This is a genomic window from Streptomyces rugosispiralis (genome assembly GCF_024505145.1).
GTDB lineage: Bacteria > Actinomycetota > Actinomycetes > Streptomycetales > Streptomycetaceae > Streptomyces > Streptomyces rugosispiralis.
The window spans coordinates 31500-47185 of the sequence record NZ_JANIAA010000023.1; the positions used below are offsets into that span (position 1 = coordinate 31500).

Annotated in this window: 13 protein-coding genes; 8 read left to right on the forward strand and 5 right to left on the reverse strand. The window is 71.9% G+C overall.

All coding sequences use genetic code 11. The annotated features are described in order from the left end of the window. Positions 1 to 135: 135 nt before the first annotated feature. A complete protein-coding gene (locus NP777_RS28590; protein ID WP_256653041.1) occupies positions 136 to 2334 on the reverse strand; it encodes a hypothetical protein in 2199 nt (732 codons plus the stop codon). 176 nt (positions 2335 to 2510) lie between these two features. Here NP777_RS28590 and NP777_RS28595 point away from each other — a divergent pair, with 176 nt between their 5' ends. The 8 genes from NP777_RS28595 to NP777_RS28630 all read left to right on the forward strand — a co-directional run bounded on the left by NP777_RS28595 (position 2511) and on the right by NP777_RS28630 (position 9902). Continuing rightward, positions 2511 to 4199, forward strand: coding sequence for a glycosyltransferase family 39 protein (locus NP777_RS28595; protein WP_256653129.1), 1689 nt, complete (start codon positions 2511 to 2513; stop codon positions 4197 to 4199). Positions 4200 to 4208: 9 nt separating this feature from the next. After that, positions 4209 to 4562, forward strand: a complete 354-nt coding sequence (locus NP777_RS28600; protein WP_256653042.1) for a VOC family protein — start codon at positions 4209 to 4211, stop codon at positions 4560 to 4562. A gap of 393 nt (positions 4563 to 4955) precedes the next feature. Beyond that, a complete protein-coding gene (locus NP777_RS28605) occupies positions 4956 to 6158 on the forward strand; it encodes a helix-turn-helix domain-containing protein (protein WP_256653130.1) in 1203 nt (400 codons plus the stop codon). Positions 6159 to 6252: 94 nt separating this feature from the next. Then, the gene (locus NP777_RS28610; protein WP_256653043.1) at positions 6253 to 6738 is read left to right on the forward strand and encodes a hypothetical protein; all 486 of its coding nucleotides are present in this window, start codon (positions 6253 to 6255) and stop codon (positions 6736 to 6738) included. Next, the gene (locus NP777_RS28615) at positions 6735 to 7010 is read left to right on the forward strand and encodes a DUF7848 domain-containing protein (protein ID WP_256653044.1); all 276 of its coding nucleotides are present in this window, start codon (positions 6735 to 6737) and stop codon (positions 7008 to 7010) included. Before NP777_RS28610 ends, NP777_RS28615 begins: the two co-directional genes overlap by 4 nt. Before the next feature lie 546 nt (positions 7011 to 7556). Then, positions 7557 to 7790, forward strand: coding sequence for a hypothetical protein (locus tag NP777_RS28620; protein WP_256653045.1), 234 nt, complete (start codon positions 7557 to 7559; stop codon positions 7788 to 7790). A 1-nt stretch (position 7791) separates the two neighbouring features. Then, positions 7792 to 8745 (forward strand): ATP-grasp ribosomal peptide maturase, encoded by a 954-nt coding sequence (gene tgmB, locus NP777_RS28625; protein ID WP_256653046.1) that lies wholly within the window; start codon positions 7792 to 7794, stop codon positions 8743 to 8745. Then, entirely contained in the window at positions 8736 to 9902 is a 1167-nt protein-coding gene (locus NP777_RS28630) for a methyltransferase domain-containing protein (RefSeq protein ID WP_256653047.1), read from the forward strand. The genes tgmB and NP777_RS28630 overlap by 10 nt, the downstream gene beginning before the upstream one ends. A gap of 67 nt (positions 9903 to 9969) precedes the next feature. Here NP777_RS28630 and NP777_RS28635 read toward each other — a convergent pair whose 3' ends face one another. The 4 genes from NP777_RS28635 to NP777_RS28650 all read right to left on the reverse strand — a co-directional run bounded on the left by NP777_RS28635 (position 9970) and on the right by NP777_RS28650 (position 15615). Next, the gene (locus NP777_RS28635; protein ID WP_256653131.1) at positions 9970 to 10164 is read right to left on the reverse strand and encodes a GntR family transcriptional regulator; all 195 of its coding nucleotides are present in this window, start codon (positions 10162 to 10164) and stop codon (positions 9970 to 9972) included. A 28-nt stretch (positions 10165 to 10192) separates the two neighbouring features. Then, positions 10193 to 11275 carry an FkbM family methyltransferase gene (locus NP777_RS28640; protein WP_256653048.1) on the reverse strand — a complete coding sequence of 361 codons (1083 nt, stop codon included), beginning with the start codon at positions 11273 to 11275 and terminating at the stop codon, positions 10193 to 10195. Next, positions 11248 to 13092, reverse strand: coding sequence for a stealth family protein (locus NP777_RS28645; RefSeq protein WP_256653049.1), 1845 nt, complete (start codon positions 13090 to 13092; stop codon positions 11248 to 11250). Before NP777_RS28645 ends, NP777_RS28640 begins: the two co-directional genes overlap by 28 nt. A 96-nt stretch (positions 13093 to 13188) precedes the next feature. Next, a complete protein-coding gene (locus NP777_RS28650; protein WP_256653132.1) occupies positions 13189 to 15615 on the reverse strand; it encodes a bifunctional glycosyltransferase/CDP-glycerol:glycerophosphate glycerophosphotransferase in 2427 nt (808 codons plus the stop codon). Positions 15616 to 15686: the final 71 nt, after the last annotated feature.

Here is a 15686-nt window from a genome sequence, read left to right on the forward strand (position 1 = left end):
CATGTGGGGTGTCGTGTTACCGGGTGCCGTACGGGTGGGGTGTCGTGTTACCGCGTGACGCACATGGGGGATGCCTCGCCACTGGGTGGATGTCTCGCCACTGGGTGGATGTCTCGCTACCGGGTGGATGTCTCGCTACCGGGTGATGGACCAGCGTCCGGCGCCGGGCGGCGGGGCCGTGTGGAGGTCGCGCAGCCGGACGACCGCCTCTCCCTTCTCGGCGAGCGCGTCGACGGCGTCGGTGAAGCGCTGGATGGACGGTGGTGTGGCGGGGCCGAGGAGAAACTCCTTCACCTCGCGGCGGGCGGTGCGCAGCTCGTCGAGGGAGGGGTCGAAGAGCGGGCGCAGGAGGTTCTGCATTGCTGATGCCCCGGGACCGAGCGGATAGGCCGCCCTGGCCATGACGTTCTGCCGCCGGAACTCCTCCTCGCCGAGCCCCGCCGGGGCGGTGAGGGCGTACGGCTTGAGGGTGGCGAGGAAGTCGCCGACCACGTCGGAGGGGTCGCCGATCAGCAGATCGGCCTGGTCGAAGCAGGAGTGGAGGGTGGGGGTGTCCCCCTCGATCACCTGGTGGAGCCAGGGCGGTGAGGCCGCCCAGTGGGCCTGGTGCCACTCCCGGCGCAGCCCCTCCGCCTCGGTGAGCAGGGCCGGGTCGGGTGCGGCGCGGTCCCTGGTGAGCATGGCCTCGTCGGCGTCCGCCCGGCGCAGCCGGGCGTCGAGCGCGGCGATGCGCTTGGTCAACTCGGCGCGGTGGCGGGCGGCTTCGGTGCGGAGGGCTTCGGCGCGGAGTGCTTCGGTGTGCGGGGTGCCGGTGTGCGGGGCCTGGGTGTCGTCGGGCTGCTCGCGGATGGCGTCCGCGGTTACGGCGTCCCCGCCGAGGGCTTCGGCGGCGAGGGCGTCCGCGCTGAGGGCGTCGGCCGCGAAGGTGCCCTCACCGAGGGCGTTCGCGGCGCGCCGCTCGTTCGCGGCCTGGATCAGGGCGACGATACGGCGGTGGGCGGCGAGGTCCTCGGGGGAGCGGTGGCCGGTGGGCGGATGCGGCCGGTAGAGCAGCCGGACCGGGGGCTCGCTCGCCAGCAGGGCTCGTACGATCGGCTCACCCGCCGCGAGGTCACGGGTGGGCGCGTACAGCACGGTGGGCATGGGCGCGGGTGCGGGCATGGACGTGGACGTGGGCGCGGGGCCGGGGGCATGGCCGGGGCCCGCGACGCGCAGACCGTCGAGCTGGGGACGGCCGATCTCCACGATGTCGGCGTCCTCGACACCGACCGCGGCCTGCACATAGCGGCGGCGGCCCGCCTCGCCCGCGACCCACACCTGGTCGTAGACCTTGCTGTACGGATCCACGGCCGCGGTCTCGTCGCCGTCGCCGGGGGCCAGGAAGACGTGCTGCATGGTGGGGATCCGCAGGAGGTGGATGTTCCGGCCGGTGTTGGCGGGGTAGAGCGCGACCCGCACCCCGCTCAGGTCCAGCTGCGACAGATGGGCGGCGCTCGGCACGCACAGCACCGGCAGCGGGGTCGGCTCCAGGGCCTCCAGCAGCTCCCGTTCGCGCAGGATGACCAGGGACGGGGTGTGCAGCGCGGCCACGGGCCCCAGCCATCGGGTGACCTGGTCGGCGCGTTCGCGCGGGCCGGAGAAGTAGAGCACCGTGCGGGGGCGGTGACCGATCAGCCAGGCGTCCACCTCGGCCAGCACCTCGGCGGCGCCGGGCAGCCGGCGGGTGGCCCGGACGAGATACGGGACGAGTGCCACCACCGTGATCAGGGAGGACCCGGCGGCGAGGGTGAGCGCCGCCACCACCCAGCGGGCGTCACCGGTCGTCAGCGACGCGGTGAGCCCGAGCAGGGCGGACAGCTCGTAGACCAGGATCCGCTGACCGGGCCATTCGGTGAGTCTGCGGGGTGGCCGGTCGCTGATGTTCAGTCGGCGCAGATCGATGTTGCGGGCCGCGACCGCGAGGGCGCGGCGGCGCCGGATGAGGGTGGTGAGCGCGGCGTGCAGGGCCTGCCCGGCGAGCAGACACAGCACCAGCGTCATGGCCGCGGCCAGCCCGATGGGCCCGGTGACATGGAGTCGGCCGAGCAGCAGGAGCAGCAGGACGCAGCGGAACTCGAAGCGTGACGTGGCGCCCATGTGGAGCCGCCCCAGACGGGTCATCAGCCCCGGCGCGGTGCGGTGCAGCAGCAGCTCGCAGCCGCATCCGGCCAGCCCGGCGGCCGCGAAGACCCCTCCGGCGCCGGTGAGCGCCGCCACCGCCATGGCCACCAGACACCCGGTCAGCGCGGCGAAGGCCACGAGATCGCGGGGGCTTTCGATACCGAGGCGGTTCATGACGCGTGCCCTTCGCGGCGGATGAGTCGTTCTGACTGCACACTGTAGGTGAATAGTCCTATTTATGCCTTTTGGTGTGATGTGGCGTGCTGCGGTGTGGAGTGGGCGAGGTGAGGCTGAGCGTGCGGAAGCGCGGGATCTCCGAACCAACGGCGGTCGTGCTCCCGACGGCCGTCATGCTCGGGCTGGGGCTGTGGGGCCTGGACCGGGGCACGATGTGGCGCGATGAGTCCGCGACGTACCAGATGGCCCGGCGGACCGTCCCTCAGATCCGCGACGCGCTCGGCACGGTGGACGCCGTCCACGGGCTCTACTACCTGCTGATGCACCCGATCCTGGCCCTGCGGCCCTCCGAGGTGACCCTGCGTCTGCCCTCGGTACTCGCCGCCGTGGCCGCCACCGCCCTCGTCGCCACCCTGGGCTGCCGCCTCGCCCGCCCCCGGGTGGGCCTATGGGCCGGGCTCCTCTACGCGACCACGCCGGTGGTCACTCACTACGCCCAGGAGGGCCGCTCCTACGCGATGGTCGCGGCGAGCGCGGCGGGGGCGACGTACCTGCTGGTGGGCGCGGCGGGGCTGGCGACCGGCCGGTCGGACGGCCGGGCGGACGGCCGGCGGGACGGCCGGGCGGGCGGCCGGGCGGACCGGTCCGCGAGGGGGCCGGCCCTCGGGCCCGGTCCCGTGCCGGGTGCGACCCCCGCGCCAACGCCCACGCCCACGCCCGCCCCCGGTCCCCACGCGGCGTCCCGCCCGGCTGGGCCCGCGGACGAGGCGGCGTCGGCCACACGGGTCGGTTCGGCCGTACCGGTCCGCGACGAAGTGCCCCGCCTGGCGCCGGGTCCGGGCGGGCCCGAAGCGAGGGGGCACGCGGCAGGGTGGCGCTGGGCCGCGTACGGGGGCGTGGTGGCCGCGACCGCGCTGCTGCACGTCTTCGCGGTGCTCATGCTCACCGCGCACGCGTTGACGCTGCTCCTCTCGCGTGCCCCGCGCCGTGTGTGGTGGGGCTGGGGGAGCGCGGCGGCCGGGGCGGTGGGGGTGGTGGTGCCGCTGGCGGTGGTGGCACGGCGGCAGAGCGCGCAGCTCGCCTGGATGAGCCATCCGACGCCGGGTCGGCTGTGGGCGGTGGTCGAGAAGTTCGCGGGCCCCAGCGCGCTCGTCCTCGCCGTCAACCTCCTGCTGATCGTGACCGCCGTGATCCGCCCCCGCCGGACGGCGCTGACCGCGGTCGCCCTCCCCCTGATCTGCGTCCCGCCCGTCCTCCTCTTCGCCCTGGCCCTCCACCGCCCCTGCTTCCACGAGCGCTACCTCCTCTTCGCCCTGGCGGGCGTCCCCCTGCTGGCCGCGGCGGGGTTGGACCGGCTGGCGGGGGCGGCGGCGGGCCGGCTGGTCGGGGCGGAGGCCCGGCGCCACCGCGCCGTGGCCGCCGCGGCCGGGGCCCTCGTGGTCGGCTGCGCGTTCGTCTGGCAGCTCCCGCTGCACCAGCGGGAGCGGGAGCCGTTGAGCCGTCAGGACGACCTGGCGGCGCTGTCCACCGCGGTGGGGCGGCTGACCCGGCCGGGTGAGCCGGTGCTGTACGACCCGCCCAAGGAACGGCGGATCGCGATCGCCTACCCACGCCCCCTCGCCGGGCTCCGCGACATCGCGCTGAGCACCCCCGGCCCGGCCTCCGGCACGCTCTACGGGGTGGACGTCGGCCCCGCCGAGCTGCTGCGACGGCTGGCCGGGGCGCGCTCGGCATGGCTGATCGCGGCCGATGAACCGGAGGCACGCCGCTCGAAGGCGGCCGTGCTGACGGGGCACTTCCGGCTGGCGTACTCGCTGTGCCTGCCCGGTATTCGCCTGGAGCGCTACGTGCGGGCGGTCTAAGCTCTGCGGATGACCTTGGAATGGGAACAGGTAATCGTTCATTCGGAAGATCCGGTGGCCCTGGGGCAGTGGTGGGCCGAGGCTCTTGGCTGGGTTGTGGTCTACTCCTCCGATGACGAGTTCGAGATCCGTCCGGAGCCGGATCGCCTGCCAGGGTTGGACTTCGTCCGGATCGCTGAGAGCAAGAAGGCCAAGAGCCGACTGCATCTCGACTTCAGGCCTGATGACCAGGACGCCGAGGTGGCTCGTCTGGTGGCGCATGGCGCACAGCGTGTCGATATCGGCCAGGGTGAGCAATCGTGGATCGTATTGGCGGATCCCGAAGGCAACGAGTTCTGCGTCCTCGCCCAGCGCCGCCAGTAAGCGCCCCCGCGCAGCGAACCGCCGTTATCCAGGCCCTTCCGGCGTCTGAGGAGCGGAGCCCCGGCGGTGGTGAGGGGGCGGAGCCCCCTCTTTCGGGAAGGGGCGGGATGTCGCTGACCTTTCTTGGCAACCCCCGTGTACTGGCCGGACGAAACTCGCAGGTCAACCGGGCTGTGACGCTGCCAACCCTTCTTGGCGGCCCCTCGGCACCGGGAAGTCACGGAAGCGAGCGAGGCGGCGCGGTGTTGTGGGTCGCCGTGGGGCGGGCAGGTTCCCTGTGAGAGCTGGGCCGAGTGCGCTCGGGTCCTGCGCCTGTTCCGTTCGCCCTGGGCGTCCGGGCGTCTGGACCTACCATCGGAATACAGCAGCCGGAGCGAACGCACTGGGGTGATCGTGAGCAACTGGGCGGACCTTACGAACGGCAAGCGCATCAAGCACCTGCGGGGCTCCGATCTGACGCAGCAGGGACTCGCCGATGCATCGGGGCTGTCCCTCGCCCTGGTGCAGAAAGCCGAGCAGGACCGCGGCGAGTTGTCCGTCGGTTCTCTGCTCAAGCTCGCCCACGCGCTGAATACGGACGTATCCGTGATCCTGGGCCAGCAGGCGCCGCGCCGGGGGATGAACCAGGACACCAGGGTCGCTCTGCGGCGGCTCTCCGACGCGGTGCACGACAGCGCTCTCGGGGACTGGGACGGCACCGGGGAGCCGAGCCCGGTTGATGAACTGTCGGCTGTCGGCGATCGCGTGTGCGCCGCCTACTGGCAGGGCCATTACGTGGAGTTGAGCGAACTCGTCGCCAGGGTGTTACTTGAAGGCAGCTTTCAGTACGGGCAAGCGACGGGACACGAACGTGAGCGGCTGGCCGTGGTCCTGGCCGATAGCTACCGGTTCGTCTCCTCGACCGCGATCCTGTTGGGGCAGCGTGATCTCGCGCTGAGCGCGCTCACCTCAGCGTATCGCCTGGCAGAGGACTCCGGAGATGCCGTGTTGGTCGCGCTCTTGGGATCGACGCTGTCATGGATTCACCTACGGAGTGCGAAGGTTCCTCGGGCGATTGCCGTCGCGGAGCGTGCGGCCTCGCGGATCGAGCCGTCACTCAGCAAAACGCCCCGCCCTGAGCTGTTTGCGTATGGTCACCTCATGATCTCTGCGGCCGTTGGTGCCTCACGCTGTGGTGACGCCGCATCCGCAGATGACTATCTGTCGCAGGCGCAGGCCGCAGCGGCTCGGCTCGGTCGCGACGAGCTGGTGCACGGCACCTTTTTTGGCCCCACTACCGCGAACACCGAGGCCGTGGGAATCGCTGTGGCGCTTGGGAACTATGGACAGGCGCTGAAGCTCATCTCACGTACTGAGCTGCCTGGCGCCATGCCAAGGGTCGTCCGCAACCGCTACAAGCTTGACGTTGCCCTCGCGCAGTGCGCCGTTGGCCTTCACGACCAGGCGGGCGACACGCTGATCGAGGTAGGGCTCGACGCTCCGGAGTGGGTCAAGCATCAGGCCCTGCCCGGGGTCATCGGGAAGCGTCTGGCAAAGGTCTCAACGGCGCGCGTCCGGAGGATCGGTGAAGTGATCGGCGTGCCCTTGATCGCGTGATTCCTACGGAGCGTACGAGTTGAGGCCGGGCGACCTCGCCCGGCCCTACCCGGCATCCCTTCACTGTGGGTGGTCATTCGAGCACGATTGATGCATGGTCAGCAACACGATCGAGCAGAGGCAGGGACAGACCAGGTCCCATCGAACTGGCAGTGACCTGAGACGGCGCCAGGCACTCGCTGACGCGGCGGCGGGTATCTCGCCGGGCGAGGCCGCTGTACCGGCCGAGGCCGCGAAGATCGAGCGGTTCCGGTGCGTGCTCTACCTGTGCGGTGCTCCCAACACGAACATCGCGGGACCTCGCCAGGAGTGCACGGAGTACGCCGAGGCGTTCGGGTGGGAGATCACGGACGTGATCGAGGAACGCGTGGGGTTGCTGCCGCCGCAAGGGCGTGACGGGTTGAGGCAGGCCGTCGAGTGCATCAAGAGCGACGAGGCCGGGGCGGTACTCACGGCGTGGCGCTCGATGATCTCGTCTGTTCCGCAGGAGTACGACGAGGTAGCACGCGAGATCGAGAAGGCGGGCGGCTTCCTGCACGTCAAGGACTCGGCGCGCAACGAGCAGGGGGCAGCGCGGTGACCCGGCGCGTGTTCCGTTACGTCCCGTTCACCATCGAGCAGGACCAGACGGCAGAGCCGGAGTACGAGGCTCGGTGCGTATCCGGTGACGAAACCGAGTGTGGTGCGGAGTCCGGCACGCACCGCGACCCGGGGCCGGTCGAGGAGTGGCAGCGTAGGCGCACGCAGGAGACCGGACACCGGCGCTACCGCCGCAACTTCGGCGGCTACGCGGTGATGCGGCCCCCGGCGGAACTTGCCGAACTTGCGCGGTTGACCGGGGGCACGGCGTGACGTTCGCCCCGGCCGTCGCGCGCCCGTGGCGCGATGTATGGCCGCTCATCGCGCAGGCGGACGACGGGAACCAGTGGGTGACCGGTGTCTGTTGGCTGTACTGCCGACGGGAGGGCGTGCGCGTGCTGTGGGTCGGCTCCGTGACCACGCCCGGTGCGACGGGCGACGTGTACGCGTGCGGCCCGTGCATCGCGGAGCTTGACCACATGGTGCGCGTTCAGTCTCATGACCGGGACCGAATCGCCGACCGCGCCGTACAGTCCGCCACGCTCACCGTGCCCGCGCGCACACTCCCACCGCGCACACTCCCACCGCGCGCTCTGCCCGCAGGCGCGTCCGGGGGCCGTCACCGACTGCCCCGCCGCTGAAGACTCCGCCCCCTGCCGGGGATGGCCTGTTGACCGGGTTTCCCACACCGAACCCCCGGCAGGGGAGCGGGTACCGCCCCGCCCCGGTTGGATCACCGCCCGTGACCCTTGGACAGGTCGAGCGCCACCGGGGCGGGTCACATGCAGCGTTGAAATCGACACCACGGAGGTACGCAGCATGAGCACCGCGACCGCTCCCGCAATCCCGTTTGGTGTACGGCACTTGGTATCGCCGCCGCCGAACACGTCGGAAGCCCTGGTCATCACGTTCAGCGAGTCGCTTCAGCTCAACGTGTCCGCCCAGGGCAACCCGTGGCACGCATTATCCGCGAACAAGCCGGAGACGCAGACAGAGACCAGCAACGGCGACGGCAGCGCGCCGGGCTCCGACAGCGGAACCGACCTGTACTGACATGGGTACCGTCCTCATCCTCACCGGCCGGGACGATCTGACGGCCGACGCGGTGGTTGAGGAACTGGCGAAGCGCGGTGAGAACGTCGTCCGGTACGACACGGCCGACTTTCCCACCGCTTCCCGCCTGGCCGTCTCCCTCACGGGGGACGGCTGGGCGGGCTCCCTCACTGGTTCCCGCACGCTCCGCCTTGAGACCGTGAAGTCGGTGTGGTGGCGCCGACCCAACGAGTTCGTCACCCCCGACGACTGGCCGGGCCATGCGCAGGCTCTCGCCGTCTCGGAAGCCCGATCCGGCGTGCTCGGCGTGCTCGGCTCCCTGCCCGTGCGCTGGATCAATCACCCCGCCCACGACTCCGCCGCGAGCTACAAACCCCGGCAACTCGCCGTAGCGGCCCGCGTAGGGCTGGACACCCCGCGCACCATCATCACGTCCGATCCGGAGTACGCACGCGTGTTCATGGGCGCGGACGAAGTGATCTACAAAGGGCTCGGCGGGGGCGTGCTCGGGCCGGATAGACAGCGGCAGTTCCTTCCCGTCGTGCGCGCCTCCGCCGGCGACCTGGACGACGGAGTCACCGGGACCGCGCACCTGTTCCAAGAGAACGTCGAGAAGGCGTATGAAGTCCGCCTTACCGTCATCGGAACCCGCATGTTCCCGGTCGCCATCCATGCCGGGAGCGAAGCCGCCAAACTCGACTGGCGCACCGATTACCGCTCGCTGACGTACGAACGCGTGGAGCTGCCTTCGGAGGTAGAGAAGGGGGTGCGCAGGCTCATGGATGAGCTGGGGCTCTTCTTCGGCGCGCTGGACTTCGTCGTCACCCCTGACGGGCGGTGGAAGTTTCTGGAGGTTAACCCCAACGGCCAATGGCACTGGATCGCTGTCAAGGCGAACGTTCCGCTCGTGGGAGCCATGGCCGACGCACTGCAAGGAGAAGCCGAATGCCTGTAACCGACCCGTGGACCGACGCCGCGAGGGCGCTGGCCGACAAGGTGACCGCCAACGCCGCTGAATGGCATGAAGCCGTCAGCGTGACGCCCCGTCATCTGCTCGTGCCGCAATGGTGGGAACGCATCCCGAACAGCCCCGCCGAAGAATGGGAACTGGTCGCTCACACTGAAGATGCCCCGGCCCGGGTCGCAACGGCCTACAGCGATGCGACCCTCGTCACCCGCGTCGGCCCCCGCCATGCCGACCACGCCAAGCCGGACGAGAAGGCGACCGGTAGCCCCACGTCGTCATCAACGCTGCCGGGCCTGGTCGTGTCCATGATGCACCGCTTGGACGCAAAGCCGGGGCACAAGGTCTTGGACGTCGGCACAGGCTCCGGCTACGCGCTTGCCCTCTTCGCTCACCGCCTTGGAGACGACCACGTGACGAGCGTGGACGTAGACGCGTATCTCGTGGAGGCCGCCCGCGCCCGCCTGGCTGCATTCGGCCGAACTCCGCGCATCGAGGCGACCGACGCGACCAGGGCTCTCCCCGACTCCGAATACGACCGGATCATGGCCACGGTCTCAGTGCGCCCCGTTCCGGAAACGTGGCTTCATGCGCTGCGTCCGGGCGGCAGGATCGTCACCACGATTGCTCACACGGCCCTGTTGATCACGGCCGACATGGGAGACGACGGCGTCGCACGAGGGAGCGTTCAGCCAGACCCGGCAACGTTCATGGAGACCCGGCAGGAAGCCGACTACCCGCCCAAGCTGAACGACGTGTTCACGTTGGCGCGCGAGGGCGACGGGGAGCAAGTACGGGCGGCCGTTGGCCCTATCCCAGACCTCTGGCAGGAATGGCCGCTCCGATGGCTGTACGAGCTGGACACGCCCGGCGTTGAGACCCGCGCGGTTAAGATGCCGGACGGCCGACGCGTCCTCTGGCTGCTCGCCGCGGACGGCTCGTGGGCGTGCGCGGAGGAAAGCGAAGACGGAGCGGCCGACCTGGTTCACCAGGGCGGCTCGCGTCGGCTCTGGGACGGCCTAGAACGCGTCCGGCGCATGTGGGAGGAGCGGAACCGCTTCTCGCTCCACTCGATGACTGTCGAACTCAACCCGGACAGCGGCGGCACGCTGACAGCCCCGGACGGCACATGGACTTTCACCCTCTGAGTCCATCCGCCGCATGACCGCCCTGCCTGTCCGCCGTTCCCCCGTGGCGGACGGGCAGGGGCCTCTCTCACGCGCCAGGGGCAGGCGTTTCGGGCTGCTGCTCGGCCACGTACGTACCGCGCCCCGACACCGCGTACACGAGTCCTTCCGCAGTTAGCGCGGCAATGGCGCGGCGGACGGTCGGGCGGGAGAGCCCGTAAGTGTCGGCCCACAAGAAAGCCCCGGCAACGACGGGCAAGGTCGTCACCGGGGCGGAGCCCATCAGCTGTGGAAAAACCACCCCACCCACCTCACCCCCGCAACGACCCACTCCCCGTGGCCTCCGCCCCCGGAGCCCGCCGAGCCGGAACAGCGGCGCGGCGCGCCAGCGCGGCGGCGCCCGCCAGCCGCAGCAGCCCCGTAAGAGGGACGCGCGCCGCACCACGCGGCCCCGTACGCGGCACCCGCGGCGAGCGGTACGGCGCGTTCCAGCCGTACGGGAAGGACGCCTTGTCGGTCGTGATGATGTTCGTCGTCTCGTCGCACGCCAGAATCGCGATCAGCCACCGCCGCACCACCCGGTGAAAGGCGGGCGTCAGCGGCCGCGGCGCCAGCAGCCAGTCGCGGCACTGCCCGCTCACCGCGGACCGGTACGTCGTCTCGTCGTAGCGGTGCCACGGCGCCTCCGGGGTGATCGGATGCAGGCCGTAGTCCATCGCGGTCAGCGGCGCCAGCGCGGTGCGCAGCGCGTTGTGGTCCGCCCCCGGCAGCAGTTCGCACACGATCCACGGCCGGTGCCGCCGGATCGTGTCGTACGACCCGCGCAACACCGCCGCCTCGAACGTCTCCACGTCGATCTTGATCACATGCGGCGCGAGACCGCGCTCCCCGGTGAACGCGTCGACCGTCGTGACCGGCACCGTGACCGACTCGGTGTGCCGGCGGTGGGCCGGGTTCAGCGAGTTGGAGGACTCCGACTTGAGCGAGAAGTACAGCTCGGCGGTGCCCGGTTCATCCGCCAGCGCGGTCTGCTGCACCTCGAAGCCGAGCCGGTTGCACTCCCGGATCCGGCGGCACAGCGCGGCCGTCTCCGGCGTCGGCTCGAACGCGATGGCCCGCGGCCCGCGCCCGCCGTCCCCGTACACCGCGCTGATCAGCGCCGAGTACAGCCCGATGTGCGCGCCGATGTCGTACACCGCGCTGCCCTCGGGCGCCTGCTGGGCCAGGGCCAGCAAGGTGGCCTGGGTGGTCGGCTCGTAGCCCGCGAGCCCGGCGCGCCGCAACTGCCGCTGTACGGCGGTCTGTTTGCGGCTGAGCACATTGAGCGCCCGCGGATACGGCCCGCCCGCCTCGAGGACGTCCGGGTTCAGCGGAAGAGTGATGGCGAGGGGCATGGCTGCCGCGTCTCCTGTCGGGTGACGGCCCGCTCCAGCGGGCTGGGGAGGGGGAAGTAGGCGTCGAGGAAGGGGCGGACCAGCGCCAGCTGGTCCTCGAGGTCGTGCTCGGAGGAGACCGTGTCGTTGAGGCAGAACGCCTGGCAGTGGCGGGCCCGCAGCAGTCTGGCCAGCCGGGTGCGGATGGTGGGCTGGGCCAGGTCGAAGTAGTCGTAGCGGAGCTGGGCGGGGACCGCGCGTCCGGTCAGGAACGCGTAGTAGTGGTGGAGCGAGGACGGTACGGAGATGTCCGACGTCGAGCGCACCCGGCTGGCCATGGTCGCGCGGACCGGGTCCGGGAACTCCTTCTCGATCTCGGCGAGCACGCTGGTGCGCAGGGCGTGCGGGGTGTGCTTCATCTTCTGGGTGACGGCCGGGCCGAACCGCTCCTCCAGCAGCGCCCGGTTGTTCTTGCCCGCGGCCGATACGGGCACGTCGCCGGGGCCGACGGGGGTCAGCGGGATCAGCGCGCGGGACGGGAAGAACTTGGAGATGCCGTTGGCCAGGAAGAAGTCCTGCGGGGTGACCGGCGAGCCGAGGAAGACGTCGTCGTTGAAGTAGAGGAAGTGCTCGGCGAGTCCGTCGATGTGGTGCAGCCGGGTCTCGATGGCGTGGGAGTTGAAGGTCGGCAGCACATCGGGGTCGTCGAAGATGTCGTGGTGGTCCACGACGGTGATCCCCGGGTGCGAGGCGGCCAGCCAGTCGGGCACCTGGCGGTCGGTCACCAGATAGATATGGCGCACCCAGGGGGCGTACAGGTACAGCGAGCGCAGCGAATAGCGCAGCTCGTCGCGGTTGGCGTAGCGGGCGGCGTTGGCGGCCTGGGCGTGATAGCCCGTGCCCGCGAGGGCCGCCCGCCGCCGCTGCCACTGCGGATCCGAGCCGTCCACCCAGGTGTAGACGACGTCGATGGGGAAGCGGACCTCGTCCGGCAGCCGGGTCAGGAACTCCGGGCGGGTGCGCACCAGCGGCCCCGGCTGCCAGCCGATGGGCGGGGCGAGCCGGGTGAACAGCTGGTCGGGGGCGCGCACCGGCTCGCCCACGAGCGGTACGGACGCGGTGGTGCGGTTGAAGCGCGGCGCGATCAGCACCCGCTCCTCGCCCTGCCCGCCCGGCTCCCAGAACTCGATGTCGCAGCCGTGCGCCGGGCCGAGGACCAGCCGTCCGCCCGGCCCGGCGTGGAAGCGGGTGAAGCGGACCACGGGGGCGGCGGCCAGCCGCCGCCAGGCCCGTCGCGTACCGCCGAGCCGGGGCGGGGCCGCCGGGTGGCCGCGCCGCGGGGGCAGTGAGACGTAACCGGCCTCGTCGGCGCACAGCGCGGCCAGCGCCTTGACCACCTCGGCCCGCTGATCGGCCCGGACGCCCACGGCCGAGCCGACGTTGCCGTAGCAGCGGACCACGAAGTGGTCGATCCGGGCCCGGTCCAGCGCCTCGCACACCAGCCGCAGATTCTCGGCCCGCGCGAACAGCGGGGTGGGGGAGGGAGTCAGGGTCGCCACGAGGGCGCCACCCCGGCGGTCGGCGATCACCATCCGGCCGGATCCGGCCAGCAGCCCGGCCCGGCGCATCCGGCGCCGCGCCCGGCGCAGCCGCAGCGCGCCGGAGGCGGCCGACAGCCCGCCGAGCCCCCGCATGGCCGCCCGCCGCAGCCCGGGGCCGGTCATGGCGACGACCGCGCGGCGCAGTGGCAGCGGGACCGTACGCCGGTATCCGCGCACCAGCGGCGGCGGATCGGCGAGCCAGGGGCGGGGGGCGGCGGGCGGTGCGGTGAGGGGCATCGTGCGTCCTGGGTCGGGGCGTCGGGACGGTGCGCGAAGGGCCGCGCTGGGGTGCGTCGGGACGGGGCGGGGCGGGGGCGCGGGGGCCGGTGGGGGCTAGTGGGGGCGGCTCCGGTGCGGGAGTGAGGCGACGGGTGCGGGTGCGGATGCGGATGCGGGGGCGGGTGAGGCGGCTGGTGGGGTGCACACGACCCCGGCCCGTGGCGCCGCCGTCGGGGCCTCGACGGGCCGGTCATGGTCGGCCGGAGCGGCGGGGGCGGGCCGGTCATGGTCGGCCGGAGCGACGGGGTCGGGATGGTCATGGCTGGCCGGAGCGACGGGGGCGGGACGGCGCTCGGCGAGCGGGACGACGGGCGGCAGCAGTTCGGGGCGCTCGCCGAGGAACACCCGGCGCACCACGCGCTCGGCCGCCCGCCCGTCGTCGTACGGACAGAAGCGGGCCCGGAACGTGGCGCGCAGCGCGGCCGAGCGCGGACCGCACCAGGCGCCCGTGGTGAAGAGGGCGATCAGCTCGTCCTCGGTGCGGGAGACCGGGCCGGGCGGGGCGGCGGTGATGTCGAAGTACGTGCCGCGGGCGGCGCGATAGGCGTCCCAGTCGTCGGCGTGGATGACGATGGGGCGGTCGAGGTTGGCGTAGTCGAACATGATGGACGAGTAGTCCGTCAGCAGCGCGTCCGCCGCCAGGCACAGCTCCTCCACCCGGCCGTGCCCCGAGACGTCGAGCACCCGGCCGCCGGCGCTCCCCACGGCCCCGTCCGGAGCGTGGAAGTAGTGCGGCCTGACCAGCAGCGTGAACCCGGGCCCCAGCGCGCGGGCCATCCGCTCCGGGTCCAGCCGCGGCACGGGGCGGCGCTGGTAGTCGCGGTGGGTCGGCGCGTACAGCACGGCCACGGTGCCCGCGGGGATGCCGAGCCGGGCGCGCAGCCGGGCCACGTCGTCCTCGGTGGCGTGCTGGAAGACGTCGTCGCGCGGGGAGCCGTAGGGGAGCGTGGTGTAGCCGGAGGGGTAGACCCGCTCCCAGGTCAGGGTGGTGTGGCGGTTCGCGGAGAGGCTGTAGTCCCAGCGGTCCACCCGCTCCAGCAGCTTGCCGAAGTCCATGCCGCGGGCGGCGGCCGGCCGGTCCCGCAGATCCAGGCCCATGTGCTTGAGCGGGGTGCCGTGGTGGGTCTGGAGATGGATCTGCCCGGCTCGTTTCCGCATCCCCGGCGTGAAGTTGACGTTGTTGACCAGGAAGCGGGCACGGGCCAGCGCCGTCCAGTACGCGGCCGAGCCGGGGTGCAGCCGGCGCACCCCGGGCGGCAGCGAGTGGGCGTACGCGGGGGTGGTGATCCAGGCGGTACGCACCCCCGGCACCAGCTCGCGCACCTTGGCCTCGATGGCGGCCGGGTGACAGGCGTAGCCCTTGTGCCAGTACGCGGCGAAGACGGCGAGCCGGGGATCGACGGGGCGGCACAGCTGGACCCGGTAGTGCACCCACAACGCGGCGGCACGCGCCTGCCCGTACGCGACGCGGGCCCACTTGTCGACGCTCCGCCGCGCCCGATCGCCGCCCCGCAGCAGCTGATACACGCGGCCGGCACCCAACCGCAGCAGCAGATACCGCCACCGGGCGCGTCCGGGCGGGGCGGCCGCGCCGTACGGCCGGTAGCGGCGGTGGTGCGCGCCCGCCCGGCGGAAGAACTCGGTCCGGGCCCGCACCGGCAGCCGGTCCGGCGCGGCGGCGATCACGCCGAGGTGATCGACCATCCGGCGGAACAGCGCGGGGCGCCAGTGGGCCAGCTCGGGCCGGGCGTCGAGAAACCGGAACACCCGGTCGTACTGGTCGAACACATCGAGGTGGCGCCGGCTGGTCGTGCGCAGGATCCCGCCGCGCCGCCGCTGCCGGTAGTGGACGCACACCCGGTCAAGGACGGCGATGGACTCCGCGCTGAGCAGCACCGGAAAGGTCCAGGGCGTGTCCTCGTAGAACCCCGGCGGAAAGGCGAAGCCCTCCGCGCGGACGAAGTCCCTGCGGTACGCCTTGTTCCAGGCGACCATCAGCAGCCGCAGCAGCTCCGGCCGCTGATCGAGCCGGAACACCTGCCGGACGTATCCGGGATCCCCCTCCCGGAGCGCCTCGGCCCGGACGTTCCGCACGACGTCACCCGTCCAGTCCACCCGCGCGTAGTCGAAGACCAGCACCTGCGGCTCACCGGTCCGCGCCAGCCGGTCGGCGATGGCGCGCAGCGAGCCGGGGGCGAGGGTGTCATCCCCGTCGAGGAAGAGCAGATAGTCCCCGGTGGCCCGCCGAATCCCAGCGTTCCGCGCCCGCCCGAGCCCCGCGTTCTCCGCCAGATGCACGGCCCGCACCCGCGGGTCCCGCGCGGCGGCCTCATCGATGATCGCGCCACAGGCGTCCGGCGAGTGGTCATCGACCGCGATCAGCTCCAGGTCCGTGAAGTCCTGTTCCAGCACGGACCGCAGACAGTCACTCAGATACGGCTGGACCTCGTATGCGGGCACGATGACGCTGAACCGGGGCATGGCGGATCCCATCGGTCGAAGCGGCACGGATGGTTCCTCACACCATCATCTGAACGCCCACCGAATAGGGC